The sequence below is a fragment of the Luteimonas sp. R10 genome (assembly GCF_045689605.1).
Classification (GTDB): domain Bacteria; phylum Pseudomonadota; class Gammaproteobacteria; order Xanthomonadales; family Xanthomonadaceae; genus Luteimonas.
Genome location: NZ_CP141262.1, coordinates 3,639,658 through 3,655,291 on the forward strand (window position 1 = coordinate 3,639,658; position 15,634 = coordinate 3,655,291).

General features: G+C 72.6%; 15 protein-coding genes. All 15 read left to right on the forward strand.

Features of this window, described 5'->3' with window-relative positions:
• The first annotated feature begins 215 nt into the window (after nucleotides 1-215).
• Nucleotides 216-1,028, forward strand: a complete 813-nt coding sequence (locus tag U3649_RS15800; protein ID WP_407352257.1) for a type II secretion system protein N — start codon at nucleotides 216-218, stop codon at nucleotides 1,026-1,028.
• Entirely contained in the window at nucleotides 1,025-3,142 is a 2,118-nt protein-coding gene (gspD, locus tag U3649_RS15805) for a type II secretion system secretin GspD (protein ID WP_407352258.1), read from the forward strand. The genes U3649_RS15800 and gspD overlap by 4 nt, the downstream gene beginning before the upstream one ends.
• Nucleotides 3,139-4,638 (forward strand): type II secretion system ATPase GspE, encoded by a 1,500-nt coding sequence (gspE, locus tag U3649_RS15810; protein WP_407352259.1) that lies wholly within the window; start codon nucleotides 3,139-3,141, stop codon nucleotides 4,636-4,638. Before gspD ends, gspE begins: the two co-directional genes overlap by 4 nt.
• Nucleotides 4,625-5,827, forward strand: a complete 1,203-nt coding sequence (gspF, locus tag U3649_RS15815; RefSeq protein WP_407352260.1) for a type II secretion system inner membrane protein GspF — start codon at nucleotides 4,625-4,627, stop codon at nucleotides 5,825-5,827. Before gspE ends, gspF begins: the two co-directional genes overlap by 14 nt.
• 114 nt (nucleotides 5,828-5,941) lie before the next feature.
• Nucleotides 5,942-6,397: a type II secretion system major pseudopilin GspG gene (gene gspG, locus U3649_RS15820; protein ID WP_407352261.1), complete on the forward strand. Its 456-nt coding sequence runs from the start codon at nucleotides 5,942-5,944 to the stop codon at nucleotides 6,395-6,397.
• Between the two features lie 200 nt (nucleotides 6,398-6,597).
• Nucleotides 6,598-7,095: a GspH/FimT family pseudopilin gene (locus tag U3649_RS15825; protein ID WP_407352262.1), complete on the forward strand. Its 498-nt coding sequence runs from the start codon at nucleotides 6,598-6,600 to the stop codon at nucleotides 7,093-7,095.
• Nucleotides 7,096-7,343: 248 nt separating this feature from the next.
• On the forward strand, nucleotides 7,344-7,703 hold the full coding sequence (gene gspI / locus U3649_RS15830; protein WP_407352263.1) for a type II secretion system minor pseudopilin GspI: 360 nt from the start codon (nucleotides 7,344-7,346) through the stop codon (nucleotides 7,701-7,703).
• Between the two features lie 440 nt (nucleotides 7,704-8,143).
• Entirely contained in the window at nucleotides 8,144-8,764 is a 621-nt protein-coding gene (gene gspJ, locus U3649_RS15835) for a type II secretion system minor pseudopilin GspJ (protein ID WP_407354638.1), read from the forward strand.
• Nucleotides 8,761-9,732: a type II secretion system minor pseudopilin GspK gene (gene gspK / locus U3649_RS15840; protein ID WP_407352264.1), complete on the forward strand. Its 972-nt coding sequence runs from the start codon at nucleotides 8,761-8,763 to the stop codon at nucleotides 9,730-9,732. Before gspJ ends, gspK begins: the two co-directional genes overlap by 4 nt.
• A complete protein-coding gene (gene gspL / locus U3649_RS15845) occupies nucleotides 9,729-10,859 on the forward strand; it encodes a type II secretion system protein GspL (RefSeq protein ID WP_407352265.1) in 1,131 nt (376 codons plus the stop codon). The genes gspK and gspL overlap by 4 nt, the downstream gene beginning before the upstream one ends.
• The gene (gene gspM, locus U3649_RS15850) at nucleotides 10,856-11,353 is read left to right on the forward strand and encodes a type II secretion system protein GspM (protein ID WP_407352266.1); all 498 of its coding nucleotides are present in this window, start codon (nucleotides 10,856-10,858) and stop codon (nucleotides 11,351-11,353) included. Before gspL ends, gspM begins: the two co-directional genes overlap by 4 nt.
• Entirely contained in the window at nucleotides 11,350-12,060 is a 711-nt protein-coding gene (gspN, locus tag U3649_RS15855) for a type II secretion system protein N (RefSeq protein ID WP_407352267.1), read from the forward strand. Before gspM ends, gspN begins: the two co-directional genes overlap by 4 nt.
• Nucleotides 12,061-12,318: 258 nt before the next feature.
• On the forward strand, nucleotides 12,319-13,536 hold the full coding sequence (locus U3649_RS15860; protein ID WP_407352268.1) for an OprO/OprP family phosphate-selective porin: 1,218 nt from the start codon (nucleotides 12,319-12,321) through the stop codon (nucleotides 13,534-13,536).
• Between the two features lie 397 nt (nucleotides 13,537-13,933).
• The gene (locus U3649_RS15865) at nucleotides 13,934-15,076 is read left to right on the forward strand and encodes a glycosyltransferase family 4 protein (protein WP_407352269.1); all 1,143 of its coding nucleotides are present in this window, start codon (nucleotides 13,934-13,936) and stop codon (nucleotides 15,074-15,076) included.
• Nucleotides 15,054-15,605: a phosphatase PAP2 family protein gene (locus tag U3649_RS15870; RefSeq protein ID WP_407352270.1), complete on the forward strand. Its 552-nt coding sequence runs from the start codon at nucleotides 15,054-15,056 to the stop codon at nucleotides 15,603-15,605. The genes U3649_RS15865 and U3649_RS15870 overlap by 23 nt, the downstream gene beginning before the upstream one ends.
• The last annotated feature ends 29 nt before the right edge of the window (nucleotides 15,606-15,634 follow it).

Genomic DNA, 15,634 nt, shown 5'->3' on the forward strand with positions numbered 1-15,634 from the left:
GCCCCTGCGGTGCGCTCCTACGAAACGCCGGCCGGGCGGCGCGAAGCGCCGCATCGGGGGACGGCGAGGCCGCGGGCGTCGGCGGCGTCGCGGCGCCTGGATCCCCCCACCCCTCCAATACGAAAGAAATATGGCAGTCGCAGTCAAACTGTCATAAATCCTTCGCATCCTTTCCGCATCCGTGCAATGAAGCCAGCGCACCTCGCGGAATCGCCGTGCCAAAGTTCCTCGCCAACCTGCACCTTCCCGTCCGTGGCGACCGCCCCGCGGTCCTGCGCACTGCGCTGGAAGTCGCGCTGGTGCTGTTGCTGGCGGTGCAGGCGGCGCGGCTGCTGTGGATCGTGCTGGCGCCGCTCGGGCCGGTCGGCGCCGCTCTCGCGGCGCCCGCGCCACCCGCGGACACCGCGCTGTCGCTGTCCGGCGATCCGTTCTTCCCGGCCGCGCGCAGCGGCCGTGCGCAGGCCAGCGCCCACGGCTATCGGCTGTTCGGCGTGCGCCGGGACGGCAACGGCGGCTCGGCGATCCTCGCCGCCGGCGACGGCGCGCAGGGCGCCTTCCGGGTCGGCGACGAAATCGCCGATGGCGTGGTGCTGCAGGCGGTCGGGCCCGACCATGCGGTGCTGCGCGCCGGCGGCACCGACCAGCGCATCGCGCTGCAGGAGAGCGCCGCCACCGTGCGCACGCCTGCCGCGCGCCCCGCCGCCCTGCCCGCGGCCCGTGCGAGCGGCGGCGGAGACGTCGGCGCGACGGTCGACCCGCAGCAGCTGCTGGCCCAGGCCGGCCTGCGGCCGCGCACCGAAGGCGGCCGCGTCACCGGCTACACCCTGATCCCGCGCGGCGGCGGCGCGCTGCTGCGCCAGGCCGGGCTCGAATCCGGCGACGTGCTGCTGGCGGTCAACGGCCAGGCGCTCACGCCCGAGCGCATGACCGAACTGGAGCAGGAACTCGCCCGGCGCGACCGCGCCGAGATCACCGTCCAGCGCGGCGGCGAAACCAAGACCATCACCCTGCGGACGACATCGCCTTGAAACCTCGCTTCGCCCCGTGGCTGATCGCAGCCGGCCTGTGCCTGGCCGCTCCCGCCGCCCTGCCCCAGGACGCGCCCGCGCCGGCACCGGCGTTGAACGTGCAGAACGCCGACATCCGCGCCTTCATCCAGGACGTGGCGCGCGCCACCGGCACCACCTTCCTGGTGGATCCGCGGGTGCAGGGCACGATCACCCTTTCCAACGACGAGCCGCTGTCGGAACCGGAACTGCTCGGCATCCTGGTCGCCACCCTGCGCGCCAACGGCCTGATCGCGGTGCCCAGCGGCGCCGGCGTGTACCGCGTGGTGCCGGACGACACCGCCGCGCAGCAGCCGGGCGCGGCCGGCGGCGACGGCGCCGGCTTCTCGACCGAGGTGTTCCGGCTGCGCCATGTCGATGCGCAGTCCGCGGTGGAGACGGTCAAGCCGCTGATCGGCCGCGGCGGCGTGGCGCTGGCCACGCCCCAGGGCAACAGCCTGCTGGTGGCGGACTACAGCGACAACCTGCGCCGGCTGCGCGGGCTGGTCGCGCAGATCGACCAGGACCGCGCCCGCGTGGAGGCGATCAGCCTGCGCAACAGCTCCGCGCGCGAGATCGCCGAGGTGGTCAACGGCCTGTACGGCGGCCAGGGCCGCGGTTCGGTGCTGTCGGTGCTGCCGGTGGAAAGCAGCAACGCGGTGCTCCTGCGCGGCGATCCGGCGCTGGTCGACAACGTGCGGCGCGTGGTCGAGGACCTCGACCGCCGCGCCGAGAACAGCGGCGACGTGCGCGTGATCCGGCTGCAGCACGCCAATGCCGAGGAACTGCTGCCGGTGCTGCAGCAGGTGGTCGGACTGACCGGCGAGACGGACGCACGACAGGGCCGCGGGCCGTCGGGCGCATCCTCGCCGCTGGCGGCGTCGACGATGGCGTCGATGTCGAACCTGGCCGCGACGCTGCCGCGCTCCGACGGCGCCGCAGAAGGCGATGCGCCGCTGGCGGCGTCGGTCGCGATCGCCCCGGGCCGCCGCGCCACCATCGCCCGCTACCCGGGCGTCAACGCCATCATCATCAACGCCGATCCGGAAACCCAGCGCATGCTGGTCGACGTGATCACCCAGCTCGACACCCGCCGCGAGCAGGTGCTGGTCGAGGCACTGGTGGTGGAGATCTCCGACGATGCCGCCAAGCGCCTCGGCGCGCAGCTGCTGCTCGCGGGCAAGGACGGCAACATCCCGCTGGGCATGACCAACTTCCCGGGGAGCGCGCCGGGCATCGCCGAACTGGCCGCGGCCGCGTCGCGGGTGCGCGACGGCGACACCACCTCGCCGCTGGTCAGCAACGCCCTGCGCTCGCTGCTCGACTACAACGGCGGCCTGTCCGGCCTGGCCGGCGAGACCGGCAGCCTGGTGTTCGGGCTGATCATCGACGCGGTCAAGAGCGATACCGCCTCCAACCTGCTGTCGACGCCGTCGGTGCTCACGCTCGACAACGAGGAGGCGCGGATCCTGGTCGGCCAGGAAATTCCCATCACCACCGGCGAGGTGCTGGGCGACTCCAACAGCAACCCGTTCCGCACCATCCAGCGCCAGGACGTCGGCATCCAACTGGTGGTCCGGCCGCAGATCAACGCCGGCGGCGGCATCACCCTGGCGCTGCGGCAGGAGGTCTCGGCGATCGCCGGCCCGGTCAGCGAGAACTTCGACGAGTTGATCCTCAGCAAGCGCGAGATCGAGACCCGGGTGCTGGCCGACGACGGCGCCATCGTCGTGCTCGGCGGCCTGCTCGACCAGGCCGACCGCAACACCGTCGACAAGGTGCCGGTGCTCGGCGACATCCCCGGCCTCGGCGCGCTGTTCCGGCGCACCGCGCGCTCGCGCAACAAGACCAACCTGATGGTGTTCATCCGCCCCACCATCGTGCGCGATCCGCGCGAGGCGCAGGGCGTCACCGCGCCGCGCTACGACTACATGCGCCGCGAGCAGTTGCGCAGCGGCGGCGTGGGCGGCGACGGCCGCGCCCAACTCGACGCGCTGATCGAGGACTACTTCGGCACCACCCCGCCGGTGGCGCCGCCGGCGCCGCTGCCGCCGGCCGAACCGCGGCCACAACCGTCCACCGAACCGCAGCCGTGACCGATCTTGCGCCGCCCCCGCTGGCCTATGTCTTCGCCAAGCGCCACGGCATGCTGCTGCTGGGCGTGGACGGCGACGGGCCGGCGCGCATCGGCCTGCGCGAGGGCGCGTCGCCGGAGGCGCTGATCGAGGCCCGCCGCGCGCTCGGCCGCGCACTCGAGGTGCAGCGGCTGCCGCGCGCCGAGTTCGACCGCCGGCTGTCGGAAATCTACGCCGGCGCCGGGCTGGCCGGCGCCGCCGGCGCGCAGGACCTGGACGCCGCCGGCAGCCTCGACGCGCTCGCCGACGACATCCCGGCCGCCGCCGACCTGCTCGAGGCGCAAGACGACGCGCCGGTGATCCGCCTGATCAACGGCCTGATCGCCGAGGCCGCGCGCAGCGGCGCCTCCGACGTGCACATCGAGCCGTTCGAGCGGGCGCTGCGGGTGCGCTTCCGCGTCGACGGGGTGATGCGCGAGGCGCTGGAGCTGCCGGCGCGGCTGGCGCCGATGCTGGTGTCGCGGGTCAAGGTGATGGCGCGGCTGGACATCGCCGAGCGCCGCATCCCGCAGGACGGCCGCATCTCGGTGGCGATGGGCGCCAAGGCGCTGGACGTGCGCGTGTCCACCCTGCCCGCGCGCCACGGCGAGCGCGTGGTGATGCGCATCCTCGACAAGGACCACGGCGCCTTCGCACTGGAGGAACTGGGCATGCCGGCGGGCGTGCTGGACGCCTTCCGCGCGGCGCTGGCGGTGCCCAACGGCATCGTGCTGGTCACCGGCCCCACCGGCTCGGGCAAGACCACGACCCTGTACGCCGGGCTCGAGCGGCTCAACGACGGCAGCCGCAACATCCTCACCGTCGAGGACCCGGTGGAGTACGCGGTCGAGGGCGTCGGCCAGACCCAGGTCAACGGCAAGGTCGGCATGACCTTCGCCGCCGGGCTGCGCGCGATCCTGCGCCAGGACCCGGACGTGGTCATGGTCGGCGAGATCCGCGACCCGGAGACCGCGCAGATCGCGGTGCAGGCCAGCCTCACCGGGCACCTGGTGCTCTCGACCGTGCACACCAACGACGCGCTCGGCGCGATCACCCGCCTGCGCGACATGGGCGTGGAGTCGTTCCTGCTCGCCAGCACCGTGCGCCTGCTGCTGGCGCAGCGCCTGATCCGGCGGCTGTGCCCGCACTGCCGGCAGCCGCGCGCGCCGGACGCACTGAGCGCAAGGTTGATGGGCGCGGACTACGCCGGCCCGCTGTTCGCGGCCGGCGGCTGCGGGCACTGCAACCAGACCGGCTTCAACGGCCGCATCGGCGTGTACGAGGCGGTGGCGGTCGACGACCGCCTGCGCGCGCTGATCGCCGGCGGCGCCGACGAGGACGCGCTGGCGCGCGCGGCCTCGCTGTCGGGCGACTGGCTGGCGGACTCGGCCCGCGCCTGCGTGACCGCGGGCGCCACCACCCCGGAGGAGGCGCTGCGCGTCGTGCGCCAGGAGTCGCGGGACCATGGCCACGTTTGACTACGCCGCGCTCGACGCGCGCGGCCGCGACCGCCGCGGCACCGTCGCCGCCGACAGCGAACGCGACGCCCGCGAACGGCTGCTGCGCCGCCAACTGGTGCCGGTGAAGCTGGTGCCGGCCGCCGCCGCGGCACCGAAGCCCACGCTGCTGCGCGGCCGTTTCGGCAACCGCGAGCTCACCCTGGTCACCCGCCAGCTGGCGACCCTGGTCGCGGTGGCGCCGCTGGAGGAAGCGCTGCGCACTATCGGCGCCCAGGCCGAGAAGCCCGCGGTGCGCCGGGTGCTGCTGTCGACCCACGCCACGGTGGTCGAGGGCTTCCGCCTGTCCGAGGCGATGGCGCGCCAGGGCAACGCGTTCCCGCCGCTGTACCGGGCGATGGTGGCCGCCGGCGAAGGCACCGGCGCGCTGCCGGAGATCCTCGAGCGCCTGGCCGACCTGCTCGAGCGCCAGCAGCAGGTGCGCAGCCGCCTGGCCACCGCGCTGGTCTATCCAGCGGCACTGGCGCTCACGGCGCTGGCGGTGGTGGTGGCGCTGATGACCTTCGTGGTGCCGAAGGTGGTCGAGCAGTTCGACTCCATGGGCCGCACGCTGCCGTGGCTGACCCGCGCGGTGATCGGCGTCTCGGAGCTGATGACCGGCTGGGGCCTGGCGTTGCTGGTGCTGCTGGCGGTCGCCGCCGCCGGCTTCGTGCGACTGCTGCGCCGGCCGGACTTCCGGTTGCGCTTCGACGGCATGCTGCTGCGCGCGCCGCTGCTCGGGCGCCTGATCCGCGACGTCCACGCCGCGCGGCTGGCGCGCACGCTGGCGATCATGCTCGCCAGCGGCCTGCCGCTGATGGAAGGCCTGCGCACCACCGCGCGCACGGTGCACAACCGGGTGCTGCGCCGGGCCACCGAGGACATGGCCGACGCGATCCGCGAGGGCGGCAGCCTGTCGGCGGCGATGCGCCGCGCCGCGGTGTTCCCGCCGACGCTGCTGTACATGGCCTCCAGCGGCGAGAGCAGCGGCCGCCTGGCGCCGATGCTCGAACGCGCCGCCGATTACCTGGAACGCGAGTTCAACACCTTCACCGCCGCGGCGATGAGCCTGCTCGAGCCCGCGATCATCGTCGCCATGGGCGGCCTGGTGGCGCTGATCGTGTTGTCGATCCTGTTGCCTATTTTGCAGTTCAACACCCTCGTGCTGTAGCACAAGGGTGCGGGATTGGGGAATCGGGATTGGGGATTCGCAAAAGCGATGCAGCTGCCTCCAGATACCGCCAGAAAAAAATCGCGCCACAACACGTTCAACAGGAAGCCATAAATGCGACATCACCGAATCCCCAATCCCAAATCCCCAATCCCGGCCGTCAAAGGCTTCACCTTGGTGGAACTGATGGTCGTGATCGTGATCATCGGCCTGCTGGCGACGGTGGTGATGATCAACGTGATGCCGAGCCAGGACCGCGCCATGGTCGAGAAGGCACGCGCCGACATCTCGGTGCTGGAGCAGGCGGTCGAGACCTACCGGCTGGAGAACCTGAGCTACCCGCGCACGCAGGACGGGCTGGAGGCGCTGCTGCGCCCGCCGCAGGGACTCGCGCGTCCGGAGCGCTACCGCAAGGGCGGCTACATCCGGCGCCTGCCGCAGGACCCGTGGGGCAATCCGTACCAGTACGCCTATCCGGGCCGCGACGGCACGTTCGACGTGTATTCGTTCGGCGCCGACGGGCAGGAAGGCGGCGAAGGCGATGGTGCGGATATCGGGAACTGGAATTAAGCGACGTGATTGGTGATTGGTGATTCGTGATTGGCAAGAGCAAGAGCAGCGGCTTGGTGATGAGCCAGAAAGAACGACCGGGACCTGCAGTGAACATCCGACGACAAGGCGCAGTGATGCGCATGTCGAAAGGCGGTGTCGCCGGGCGATTCACTGTCGCTAGCCGTGGCGACGGCCTCATTCGCGGCGGGGCGGTGGGCATGCGGCAGCGCGGATTTACCCTGGTCGAACTGATGGTGGTGCTGGCGATCGTCGGACTGCTCGGCGCCGCGGTGTTGCTGACCGCGCCCGCGCGCGGCAGCGCGCTGGCCGCCGATGCCGACGCGTTCGCCGCGCGCCTGCTGCGGGCACAACAGGAGGCGATCCTGGGCACGCGCGCGATCCGGGTGCGCGCCGATGCGCAAGGCTATGCCTTCTCGGTCCAGCGCTTCGAGGGCTGGCAGCCGCTGGCGGACGCGCCGTTCCGGCCGGCGGCCTGGTCGGACGGGGTGGGTCCGGAGTTGCCGCGCGGGCAGGAGGCGATCGAGTTCCGCTTCGATCCGATCGGCACCGCCGAGCCGGTGCAGATCGTGCTGCGGCAGGACCAGCGACGCGCGCAGGTGACGGTCGATGCGACCGGCGGCGTGGCGGTCGCGATGATGCCGGGCGGCGGCGGTCGCGTCGCCGCGGAGGATGGGCTGTTTCGGGGTGCGCGGTGATGCGCGTGCCGAAAAGCGGTGTCGCTGGGCGATTCACTGTCGCTAGCCGTGGCGACGGCCTCATTGGTGTCCAAACGGTAGGGTCGTGGGGGCGCGGCGACGGCCTCATTGGTACCCGGACGGTGGGTTCGTGGGGGCGCGGCCTCCTTGGTGCCGCGATGGTGGGCTCTGAGGCGGAAAGTGGTTCTCGCGGGCGATTCATTGGTGTAAGCCGTGGCGACGGCATCGTTGATGTCAAGACGGCAGGTTTGCGGCAGCGCGGCTTCTCTCTGTTGGAGATGCTGGTCGCGCTGGCCGTATTCGGACTGGTGGTGATCGCGCTGCTGAACCTGTCCGGCGAGAACACCCGCACCACGGCGATCGTCGAGGAGCGGGTGCTGGCCGGCGTGGTCGCCGAGAACCGCGCGGTCGAGGCGGCGACCGAACCGCTGCAGGCGCTGGCGCGCGCGACCGAAGGCAGCGAGCGACTCGGCGATCGCGAATGGCACTGGACGCGGACGGTCAACGCCACCGACGACGCGGCGATCGTGCGCGTGGAGGTGACGGTGACAGCCGCGGGCAGCGATCGTGTCGCCGCCGAGACCGTCCTGTTTCGGGGTACGCGATGAACCCGCGTCCACCATTCGCGAGATTCGGGCAGGCGCGTTGCGATGTTCGAGAAAACGGGGCAAGCCGCAAATCCCCCCCAGCCCCCCTTTTTCAAAGGGGGGAGAACAACGGGGCATCCGGCATGCCGATCTCGGTGGCGTGCCTCGTTTCCTTGGGAAGGCCGGTGGCACGGCTTGCGCCATCGTTCGAAAAGCCGGGAACGCATCCGGCTCCATCGTTCGAGAAGCCGGGAACGCATCCGGCTCCATCGTTCGAAAAGCCGGGAACGTATCCGGCTCCATCGTTCGAGAAGCCGGGAACGCGTCCTGCTCCATCGTTCGAGAAGCCGGGAACGCGTCCTGCTCCATCGTTCGAGAAGCCGGGAATGCATCCCGCTCCCCCCTTCGAAAAGCCGGTGGCACGTCTTGCTCCCCCCTTTGAAAAAGGGGGGCTGGGGGGGATTTGCGCGCGCAGCGTCAGGTGCCGTCGGCGCCTCGCCCACGGTTTCACGCTGGTCGAGATGCTGGTCGCACTGGCAGTGTTCGCGTTGTTGTCCGCCGCCGGAGTCACGGTCCTGGCCTATGCCGCCGACAACCAGGGCGTGCTGCGCGAGCGGATGCAGCGGATCGGCGAGGTCCAGCGCGCGCGCGCGGTGCTGCGCGCCGACCTGTCGCAGGCCGCGCCGCGGCCCACGCGCAACGCCGCCGGCCATCCGGCTGTGCAGGCCTTCACCGGTTCCGCCGACGCCGCACCCGGCCTGCTGTTCGCGCTGGTCCGGCGCGGCTGGAGCAACCCCGAGCAGGCGCCGCGGGCATCGCTGCAGTACGTCGAATACCGGCTGGTCGAGGACCGCCTGGAACGCGGCACGCGTCCGGCGCTCGACGGCGCCGTGCTCGGTACGCCGCAGGTGCTGCTGCGGGGCGTGCGCACGGCGCGCGCGCACTACCGCTACCAGGGCGAATGGATGGACGGCTGGCCCGGCGGCGCCGACCGCGTCCCGGAAGCGCTGCAGCTGGACCTGCAGATCGACGGCATCGGCGACGTGCGGCAGCTGTTCCTGATGCCGGGGCAGCCGCTGTGAACCGCGGACGTCAGCGCGGCATCGCCCTGCTCACCGTGCTGCTGCTGGTGGCGGTGATGGCGGTGCTGGTGATGGGCGTGCTCGACGACATCCGCTTCGGCCTGCGCCGCGCCGACAACGCGCAGTCGGTGGCGCAGGCGCAATGGCACGCGCTGGGCGCCGAGGCACTGGCGCTGGCGCAGATCGAGCGCCTGGCCGCCCGCGACCCGGGACGTACCACGTCAGAGGGCGACTGGAACGGCCGCGCGTTCGTGTTCCCGGTGGAATCGGGCGCGATCAGCGCGCGCCTGTCCGACGCCACCGCCTGCTTCAACCTCAACAGCGTGGTCGAGGGCGGCGCCAGTACCTACTTCGCGAACGACCCGGGCGTGGCCCAGTACGTCGTCCTGCTGCAGGCGCTGGGCTTCTCCGAACACGAGGCCCACGCGCTCGCCGACAGCCTCGTCGACTGGATCGACAGCGACCAGCAGCGCGAGGGGCTGGGGCACGAGGACGCGACCTACGCGCGCGGCCGTGACGGCTATCGCACCGCCGGCACCCTGCTGGCGGAGACCAGCGAGTTGCGCGCGATCCACGGCTATACCGCCGAGGTCTACGCGCGCCTGCGTCCGCACGTCTGCGCGTTGCCGAATGTCGACCTGTCGCCGGTGAACGTCAACACGCTGCGCGAGGAGGATGCCGCGATCGTGCGCATGCTCGCCGAAGACACCCTGGATGACGCCCGGGCGCGCCGGGTGATCGCCGCACGTCCAGCCGGCGGCTGGCCCGACGTCAGCGCGTTTTGGAACGCGGCTGACACCGCCCCCTTGGCCGGCACGGAGGGCCAGATCGAGCTGTTCACGCGCTACTTCCGCCTGCACGCCGAGGTCGAGGTCGGCCCGGCGCAGGTGGTGCTGAGCGCCCTGTTCGAACACGACGGCAGCGGCCCGCCGCGGCTGCTCGCCCGCAGATGGAGTGCCGAGGAATGACCACGTACATCGTGCTGCTGCCGCAGGATCCGGGAGCGCCGGCGCTGCGCCTGAGCGTCGGCGACGACGGGCGCGTGCTGGCGCGCGAACGTCTGCATGCCGGCGAAACCGCAGCCCGACAGGCCGCGGCCGCGCCTGCGCGCACCGTGCTGGTGGTGCCCGGCACGCAGGCACCGGCGCTGTGGCTGGAACTGCCCGCGCGCAACCCCGTGCAGGCGCTCGCCGCCGCGCGCGCCCTGGTCGCCGAACGCCTGGCGGGCAGCGGCGACACGCTGCACATCGCCATCGCGGCGGCGGCCGACGAGGACGACGCGCCGCGGCCGGTCGTGGCGGTGGAGCGCGCGCTGATGACGCACTGGCTGGAACGTGCCGCGGCATTGGGCCTCACCGTGGACGCGCTGGTTCCCGACCATCTCGCGCTGCCGACGCCGGAAGACGACGGCGTTCTGGTGGTCGCCGACGGCGACGAGTGCATCGTGCGCGGCGCGCGGCTGGCGTTCCGCGGCGAGGCGGCGCTCGCCGCGGTAGTCCTCGAAGGTCGGCCGCAGCAGGTCGTCGAGGCGGGCCCGCAGGCCGAAGCCCTGCTCGCCGCCGGCGCCCGGCAGCCGGCCATCGACCTGCTGCAGTACGACTTCGCACGCACGCCGGCGCAACCCCGCGGCGCGCGTGCCTGGCGCCGGGCAGCGGTGCTCGCCGCCTTGCTGGCGCTCTCGCCGCTGCTGCTGTGGGGGGCCGAGGCGCTGCGCTACACGCTGGCCGCACGCGCGCTGGAAACCCAGGCCGCGGCGAAGGTCGATGCCGCCCTGCCCGGCCGCGCGCCGACGCAACCGCCGCTGGCGGCCGCGCGTGCGGCCCTGCGGCAGGCCCAGGCGCGCGACGGTTTCGCCCACGCGGCCTCGGCGCTGTTCGCGGCGGTGCCGCGGATCGAGGGCGCGCAACTGGATCGATTGTCCTATGGCGAGGACGACGCGCTGCGCGCGACGCTGTCGCATGCCCGGGCGGACGAACTCGACGTGCTGCGCGATGCGCTCGCCGACGCCGGCCTGGCGCTGCAGCCGGCCGGCACCCGCCGCGCCGACGGCCGCCTCCACAGCGAACTCGACATCCTGCCGGAGCCGGCGCCATGACCCGTCCCTTCGACGCTACCCGCCTTGCCGACTGGTGGCGGGCCCGCGAGCCGCGCGAACGGCGGATGGTCGCCGTGATGCTGGCGGCGGTGGCGGCGTTCGTGCTCTGGTACGGCATCGTCGCGCCGCTGCGCCAGGTCCGCGACGATGCGCGCGCGCGCCACGCCGAAGCCGTTGCCGCGGCCGGGGAGATCGAACGGGCGCTGGCGCACGTGGAGGCTTCCAGCGCGCGGCTGCCGCCGGCGCCGGCTGGCGACGCCTTCGCCACCACGGTGGTCGACAGCGCCGGCGCCGCGGGCGTGGCCGTCAGCCGGCAGGACGACGGCGGCGATGGCGTGCTGGTGATCGCCATCGACGCGGTCGACGCGCCGGCGCTGTTCGGCTGGATCGACGCCCTGCGGCGCGAACACGGCATCGCCCCGCTCGCCCTGCAGGTCGACAAGCACGGCGGCCGCCTGCGCGCCGAACTGCGTTTCGCACCGCCGCCGGCATGAGCACGCGCGGCCTGGCCTGGCTGTTCGCACTGGCGCTGCCGCCGCTGCTCTGCCTGTTGCTGCCATTGCGGCTGGCGCTGGGCCTGGTGGACCTGGAGCAGGCGGGCCTGGGCGCCGCCGCGGCAACGGGTTCGCTGTGGCGCGGGCGGTTGCACGACGTGCACCTGCACGACCGCGCGCTCGGTGCCGTCGATGTCCGGCTGTCGCCGTGGCCATTGCTCACCGGCACCCGCGAACTGGTATTGCACGGCGCCACGCTGCGGGCCTCGCTGCTGCAGGGCGCACGGCGCGGCATCCACGGCGCCACCGGCACCCTGGTGCTCGACGGTATGGCGCCGGGCCTGTCGCTGGTCCTCGACGCCGACGATGCGAGCCTGGTGTTCACTGGGGACGCCTGTCGGAACGCCGCCGGCCGGGTCGGCCTCGAACTGCGTCCGGCCGCGGGCGGCGATCCGCTGGTGGTCCTCGACGGCGTCGCGGCCTGCGACGGCCGGGCGGCGACGGTGACCTGGGCGCCCGCCGGCGCCGCAGCCGGGCCGTTCGCCGGGCTCCGGGTCGATGCCCGTATCGAGCCGGACGGCGCCTGGCAACTGCGGTCGGTGGTGCCCGGCGCTGACGACGCGCGCGACGCCGCGGCGCTCGAACTGGCCGGGTTCCGGCCCGGGCCGGGCGGCTGGAGCCGAATCGACAAGGGCGCTCTTCCGTAGGTGCGCGCCGCACACGGCCGCTCCCCTGCAGCAGTGAAGGCACCGATACCGACATCATGAACCGAGGCGACGGCTGTTCGCCGGCGCCCGTCGTGGCGACGCCCTGTTCCCGGCGGCGAACTCGACCCGCCGCGACACATGAATGAAAGATAAGCGTCACCAGAAATTCGTCGATCTGACACATATGACTGTTTCTTGTCACATTAATGTCAATCTCGCGGCCTAGGCTTCGCGCATCCCTCCTCCGCGAAGACCGCCATGTCCCTCCCGCGCACCCTGCCGTTGGCCCTGCTGGCCGCGCTCGCCGCTCCCGCCGCCCATGCCGAGTTCGAGATCGGCGAGTTCGGCGGGACCCAAGTCAGCTTCGAGGGCTTGTTACAGGCCGATTACGACCGCTACGACAGCGACGTCGCCGACCTGGACGGCGACCCCGGCGACGGCCGCGACAGCGACCAGGAAATGCGCCGCGCCGAACTGGTACTCAAGGGCAAGGGCCCGGGCGGCTTCGACTGGGTGGTCGGCTACGACGCCAAGGCCGACAAGTGGCTCGACGTCAACGGCCGCCTGCGCTTCGGCGCCGACCGCGCGCAGTTCCTGCAGGTCGGCCAGTACAAGCAGCCCAACAGCCTGGAAGAGCTGAGCTCGACCAAGAACAACGATTTCATCTCCAAGGCGATGACCACCAACACCTTCGGCGTCTCGCGTCGCCTCGGCGCCGCCTACGGCATCGCCGGCGACGACTGGACCGCGACCGCCAGCTGGTTCGGGCGCGAGCTGACCAGCGGCCTGGCCGAGGGCAGCGGCTACGGCGTGCGCGGCACCTGGGCGCCGCTCAACGACGACGGACGCATCCTGCACCTGGGCCTGTCCTACGTCGACTTCGACACGCCGGGCGATCGCGCGCGCCTGCGCACTCGCCCCAATGCCGACCTCGCCGGCGTGCGCCTGGTCGACACCGGCTCGCTGCTCGACGCCGACCGCCAGTCCACCCTCGGCGTCGAGGCGATGTGGGTCGACGGCCCGGTCAAGCTGCAGGGCGAGTACATGCGCGCCGGGATCGATCGCCTCGGCACCCAGGCGCAACCCTCCGGCGACTTCACCGGCGACGGCTGGTACGTCTCCGGGCTGTGGAACGTCGCCGGTGACACTTGGGGCTACAAGGGCGGCGTGCCGAGCACGCCGAAAGCGGGCAGCGGCAACCGCGGCCTGTGGCAGGTCGGCCTGCGCTACGACCGCATCGACCTCGACGACGGCCGCCTGTCCACCCCCGCCCCCGGCGAGATGCCGGTGGCCGAAGGCGTGCTCGGCGGCGAGATGGACGCCTGGACCGTGGGCGTGAACTGGTACTGGCGCGACCACGTCAAGCTGGCGCTGAACTACGTCGACGTCTCCAGCACCCGCTACGACAGCGCCGCGGGCGCATTGGTCGACGACGACCCGAGCATCGTCGAGGCGCGGGTGCAGCTGCACTGGTAACCGCCACCCGATCGGTCTTCCCCGCGAAAGACCTCGTGGGAGCGGCGGCGGCATGCCGCCGCCGCTCACGACTGCCGGAGACTGTCCGGCGATATCCGGTTCCGCCCGTCGCGACTTCCGTCGCTCCCACAACAGCCTTGGCCGCCACCATCGCACCGCTTTTGTGTGGGAGCGACGGAAGTCGCGACACGACGCCCGGATGCCGGCGAATGACCGTGGCGCCGATGTCGCCAGATGCGTGCCGGTCACGCCGCCGCTGCCCCACCGCCCCGGTCGCGTCTCGCCCCCGTAGCGGCCCCGCAGAAACCGGCCACGCGCACCGCGTCACACCACGGTCATCGCTCTGCAACACCGGCTACACGACCGGCCTGCAGGCTCTGCGAAACCGGAGACGCGCATGCGCTACGCCATCGTCACCGAAACCTGGCCGCCCGAGGTCAACGGTGTCGCCCTGACCGTACACGGGCTGGAACAGGGATTGCTGGCCCGCGGCCACGCGGTCGACCTGGTGCGGCCGCGGCAGCACGGCGGCCAGCAGCCGAACGCCCGCGAACTGCTGGTGCACGGCGCCGGGCTGCCGCGCTACCCGGGACTGAAGTTCGGCCTGCCGGCCACGCGCCGGCTGCTGCGCCGCTGGCGGGCCAATGCGCCGGACGCGATCTACGTCGCCACCGAGGGCCCGCTGGGCTGGTCGGCGGTGCGCGCCGCGCGCCGGCTGTCGATCCCGGTCGCCACCGGCTTCCACACCCGCTTCGACGCCTACATGCGCGACTACGGTCTGGCCTGGCTCGAATCCACCGCGATGCGCTGGATGCGGCATTTCCACAACCGCGCCGACGCGACCCTGGTGCCGACCATGGAACTGGCGGGCTTCCTGCGCGGCACCGGCTTCCGGCGCGTGCTGCGGCTGGCGCGGGCGGTCGACACCGCCAGGTTCGACCCGGCCAGGCGCGATCCCGCACTGCGCGCGCAATGGGGCCTGGGCGACGACGACATCGCCGCGATCCATGTCGGCCGCATCGCCGCCGAGAAGAACCTGGCGCTGGCGGTGCGGGCCTTCCGTGCACTGCAGGCGCGGCGGCCGCAGGCGCGCTTCGTCTGGGTCGGCGACGGCCCGATGCGCGAATCGCTGGCGCGCGACAATCCCGACTTCGTGTTCTGCGGCGTGCAGCGCGGCGAAGCGCTCGCCCGCCATTTCGCCAGCGGCGACCTGTTCCTGTTTCCCAGCCGCTCCGAGACCTTCGGCAACGTGACGCTGGAAGCGATGGCCAGCGGCGTGCCCGCCATCGCCTTCGACTACGGCGCCGCCCGCGAGCACCTGCGCGACGGCGAGCACGGCGCCGCGGTCGGCGACGACGCCGCGTTCGTCGACGCCGCGGTGCGCATCGGCACCGACGACGCCATGCGCCGGTCGATGGCCGCCGCCGCACGCCGGGCGACCCTGCGGTTCAGCCCCGCGCAGGTCGCCGAGGACTTCGACATCCTGCTGTCCGGACTGGCCGAATCGGGAGATCGCCATGCAACCGCATCTGCTGCGTAACCGGCTTGCCGCGAGCGACTGCGGCTGGTGCCTGCGCGCCAACCGCATCGGCGCTCGCCACTGGATCCGCGGGTACTTCTCGGTCGTCAGCCGTCTCGGCGACGGCGTGTTCTGGTACCTGCTGATGGCGGCGCTGGTGCTGGCCGATGGCGTCCGCGGCCTGACCGCATCGGCGCACATGGCCGCCACCGGGGCGGTGGCGCTGCTGATGTACAAGGGCCTCAAGCGCTGGACCCGGCGGCCGCGGCCGTTCGCCTCGGACGTGCGCATCCGCGCCTGGGTGGCGCCGCTGGACGAGTTCAGCTTCCCGTCCGGACATACGCTGCACGCGGTGTCGTTCACCCTGGTCGCGGTGGCGTACTACCCGGCGCTGGCCTGGCTGCTGGCGCCGTTCGCGGTCAGCGTCGCCGTATCGCGCGTGGTCCTGGGCCTGCACTATCCCAGCGATGTGCTGGCGGCCACCGCCATCGGGGCGGCGCTGGCGGGGCTGTCGCTGTGGGCCGGCGCGGGCGTCTTCGTCGTCGCCTGACGCTCGGCGCCCGGATCCCGGCCCGCGCC

What these genes read in the sequence shown, in the direction of transcription:
- gspM (WP_407352266.1), top strand. Translation starts at nt 10,856, where the DNA reads ATGACCCGTCCCTTCGACGCTACCCGCCTTGCCGACTGGTGGCGGGCC.
- U3649_RS15870 (WP_407352270.1), top strand. Translation starts at nt 15,054, where the DNA reads ATGCAACCGCATCTGCTGCGTAACCGGCTTGCCGCGAGCGACTGCGGC.
- gspN (WP_407352267.1), top strand. Translation starts at nt 11,350, where the DNA reads ATGAGCACGCGCGGCCTGGCCTGGCTGTTCGCACTGGCGCTGCCGCCG.
- gspF (WP_407352260.1), top strand. Translation starts at nt 4,625, where the DNA reads ATGGCCACGTTTGACTACGCCGCGCTCGACGCGCGCGGCCGCGACCGC.
- gspL (WP_407352265.1), top strand. Translation starts at nt 9,729, where the DNA reads ATGACCACGTACATCGTGCTGCTGCCGCAGGATCCGGGAGCGCCGGCG.
- gspG (WP_407352261.1), top strand. Translation starts at nt 5,942, where the DNA reads ATGCGACATCACCGAATCCCCAATCCCAAATCCCCAATCCCGGCCGTC.
- U3649_RS15825 (WP_407352262.1), top strand. Translation starts at nt 6,598, where the DNA reads ATGCGGCAGCGCGGATTTACCCTGGTCGAACTGATGGTGGTGCTGGCG.
- U3649_RS15865 (WP_407352269.1), top strand. Translation starts at nt 13,934, where the DNA reads ATGCGCTACGCCATCGTCACCGAAACCTGGCCGCCCGAGGTCAACGGT.
- U3649_RS15860 (WP_407352268.1), top strand. Translation starts at nt 12,319, where the DNA reads ATGTCCCTCCCGCGCACCCTGCCGTTGGCCCTGCTGGCCGCGCTCGCC.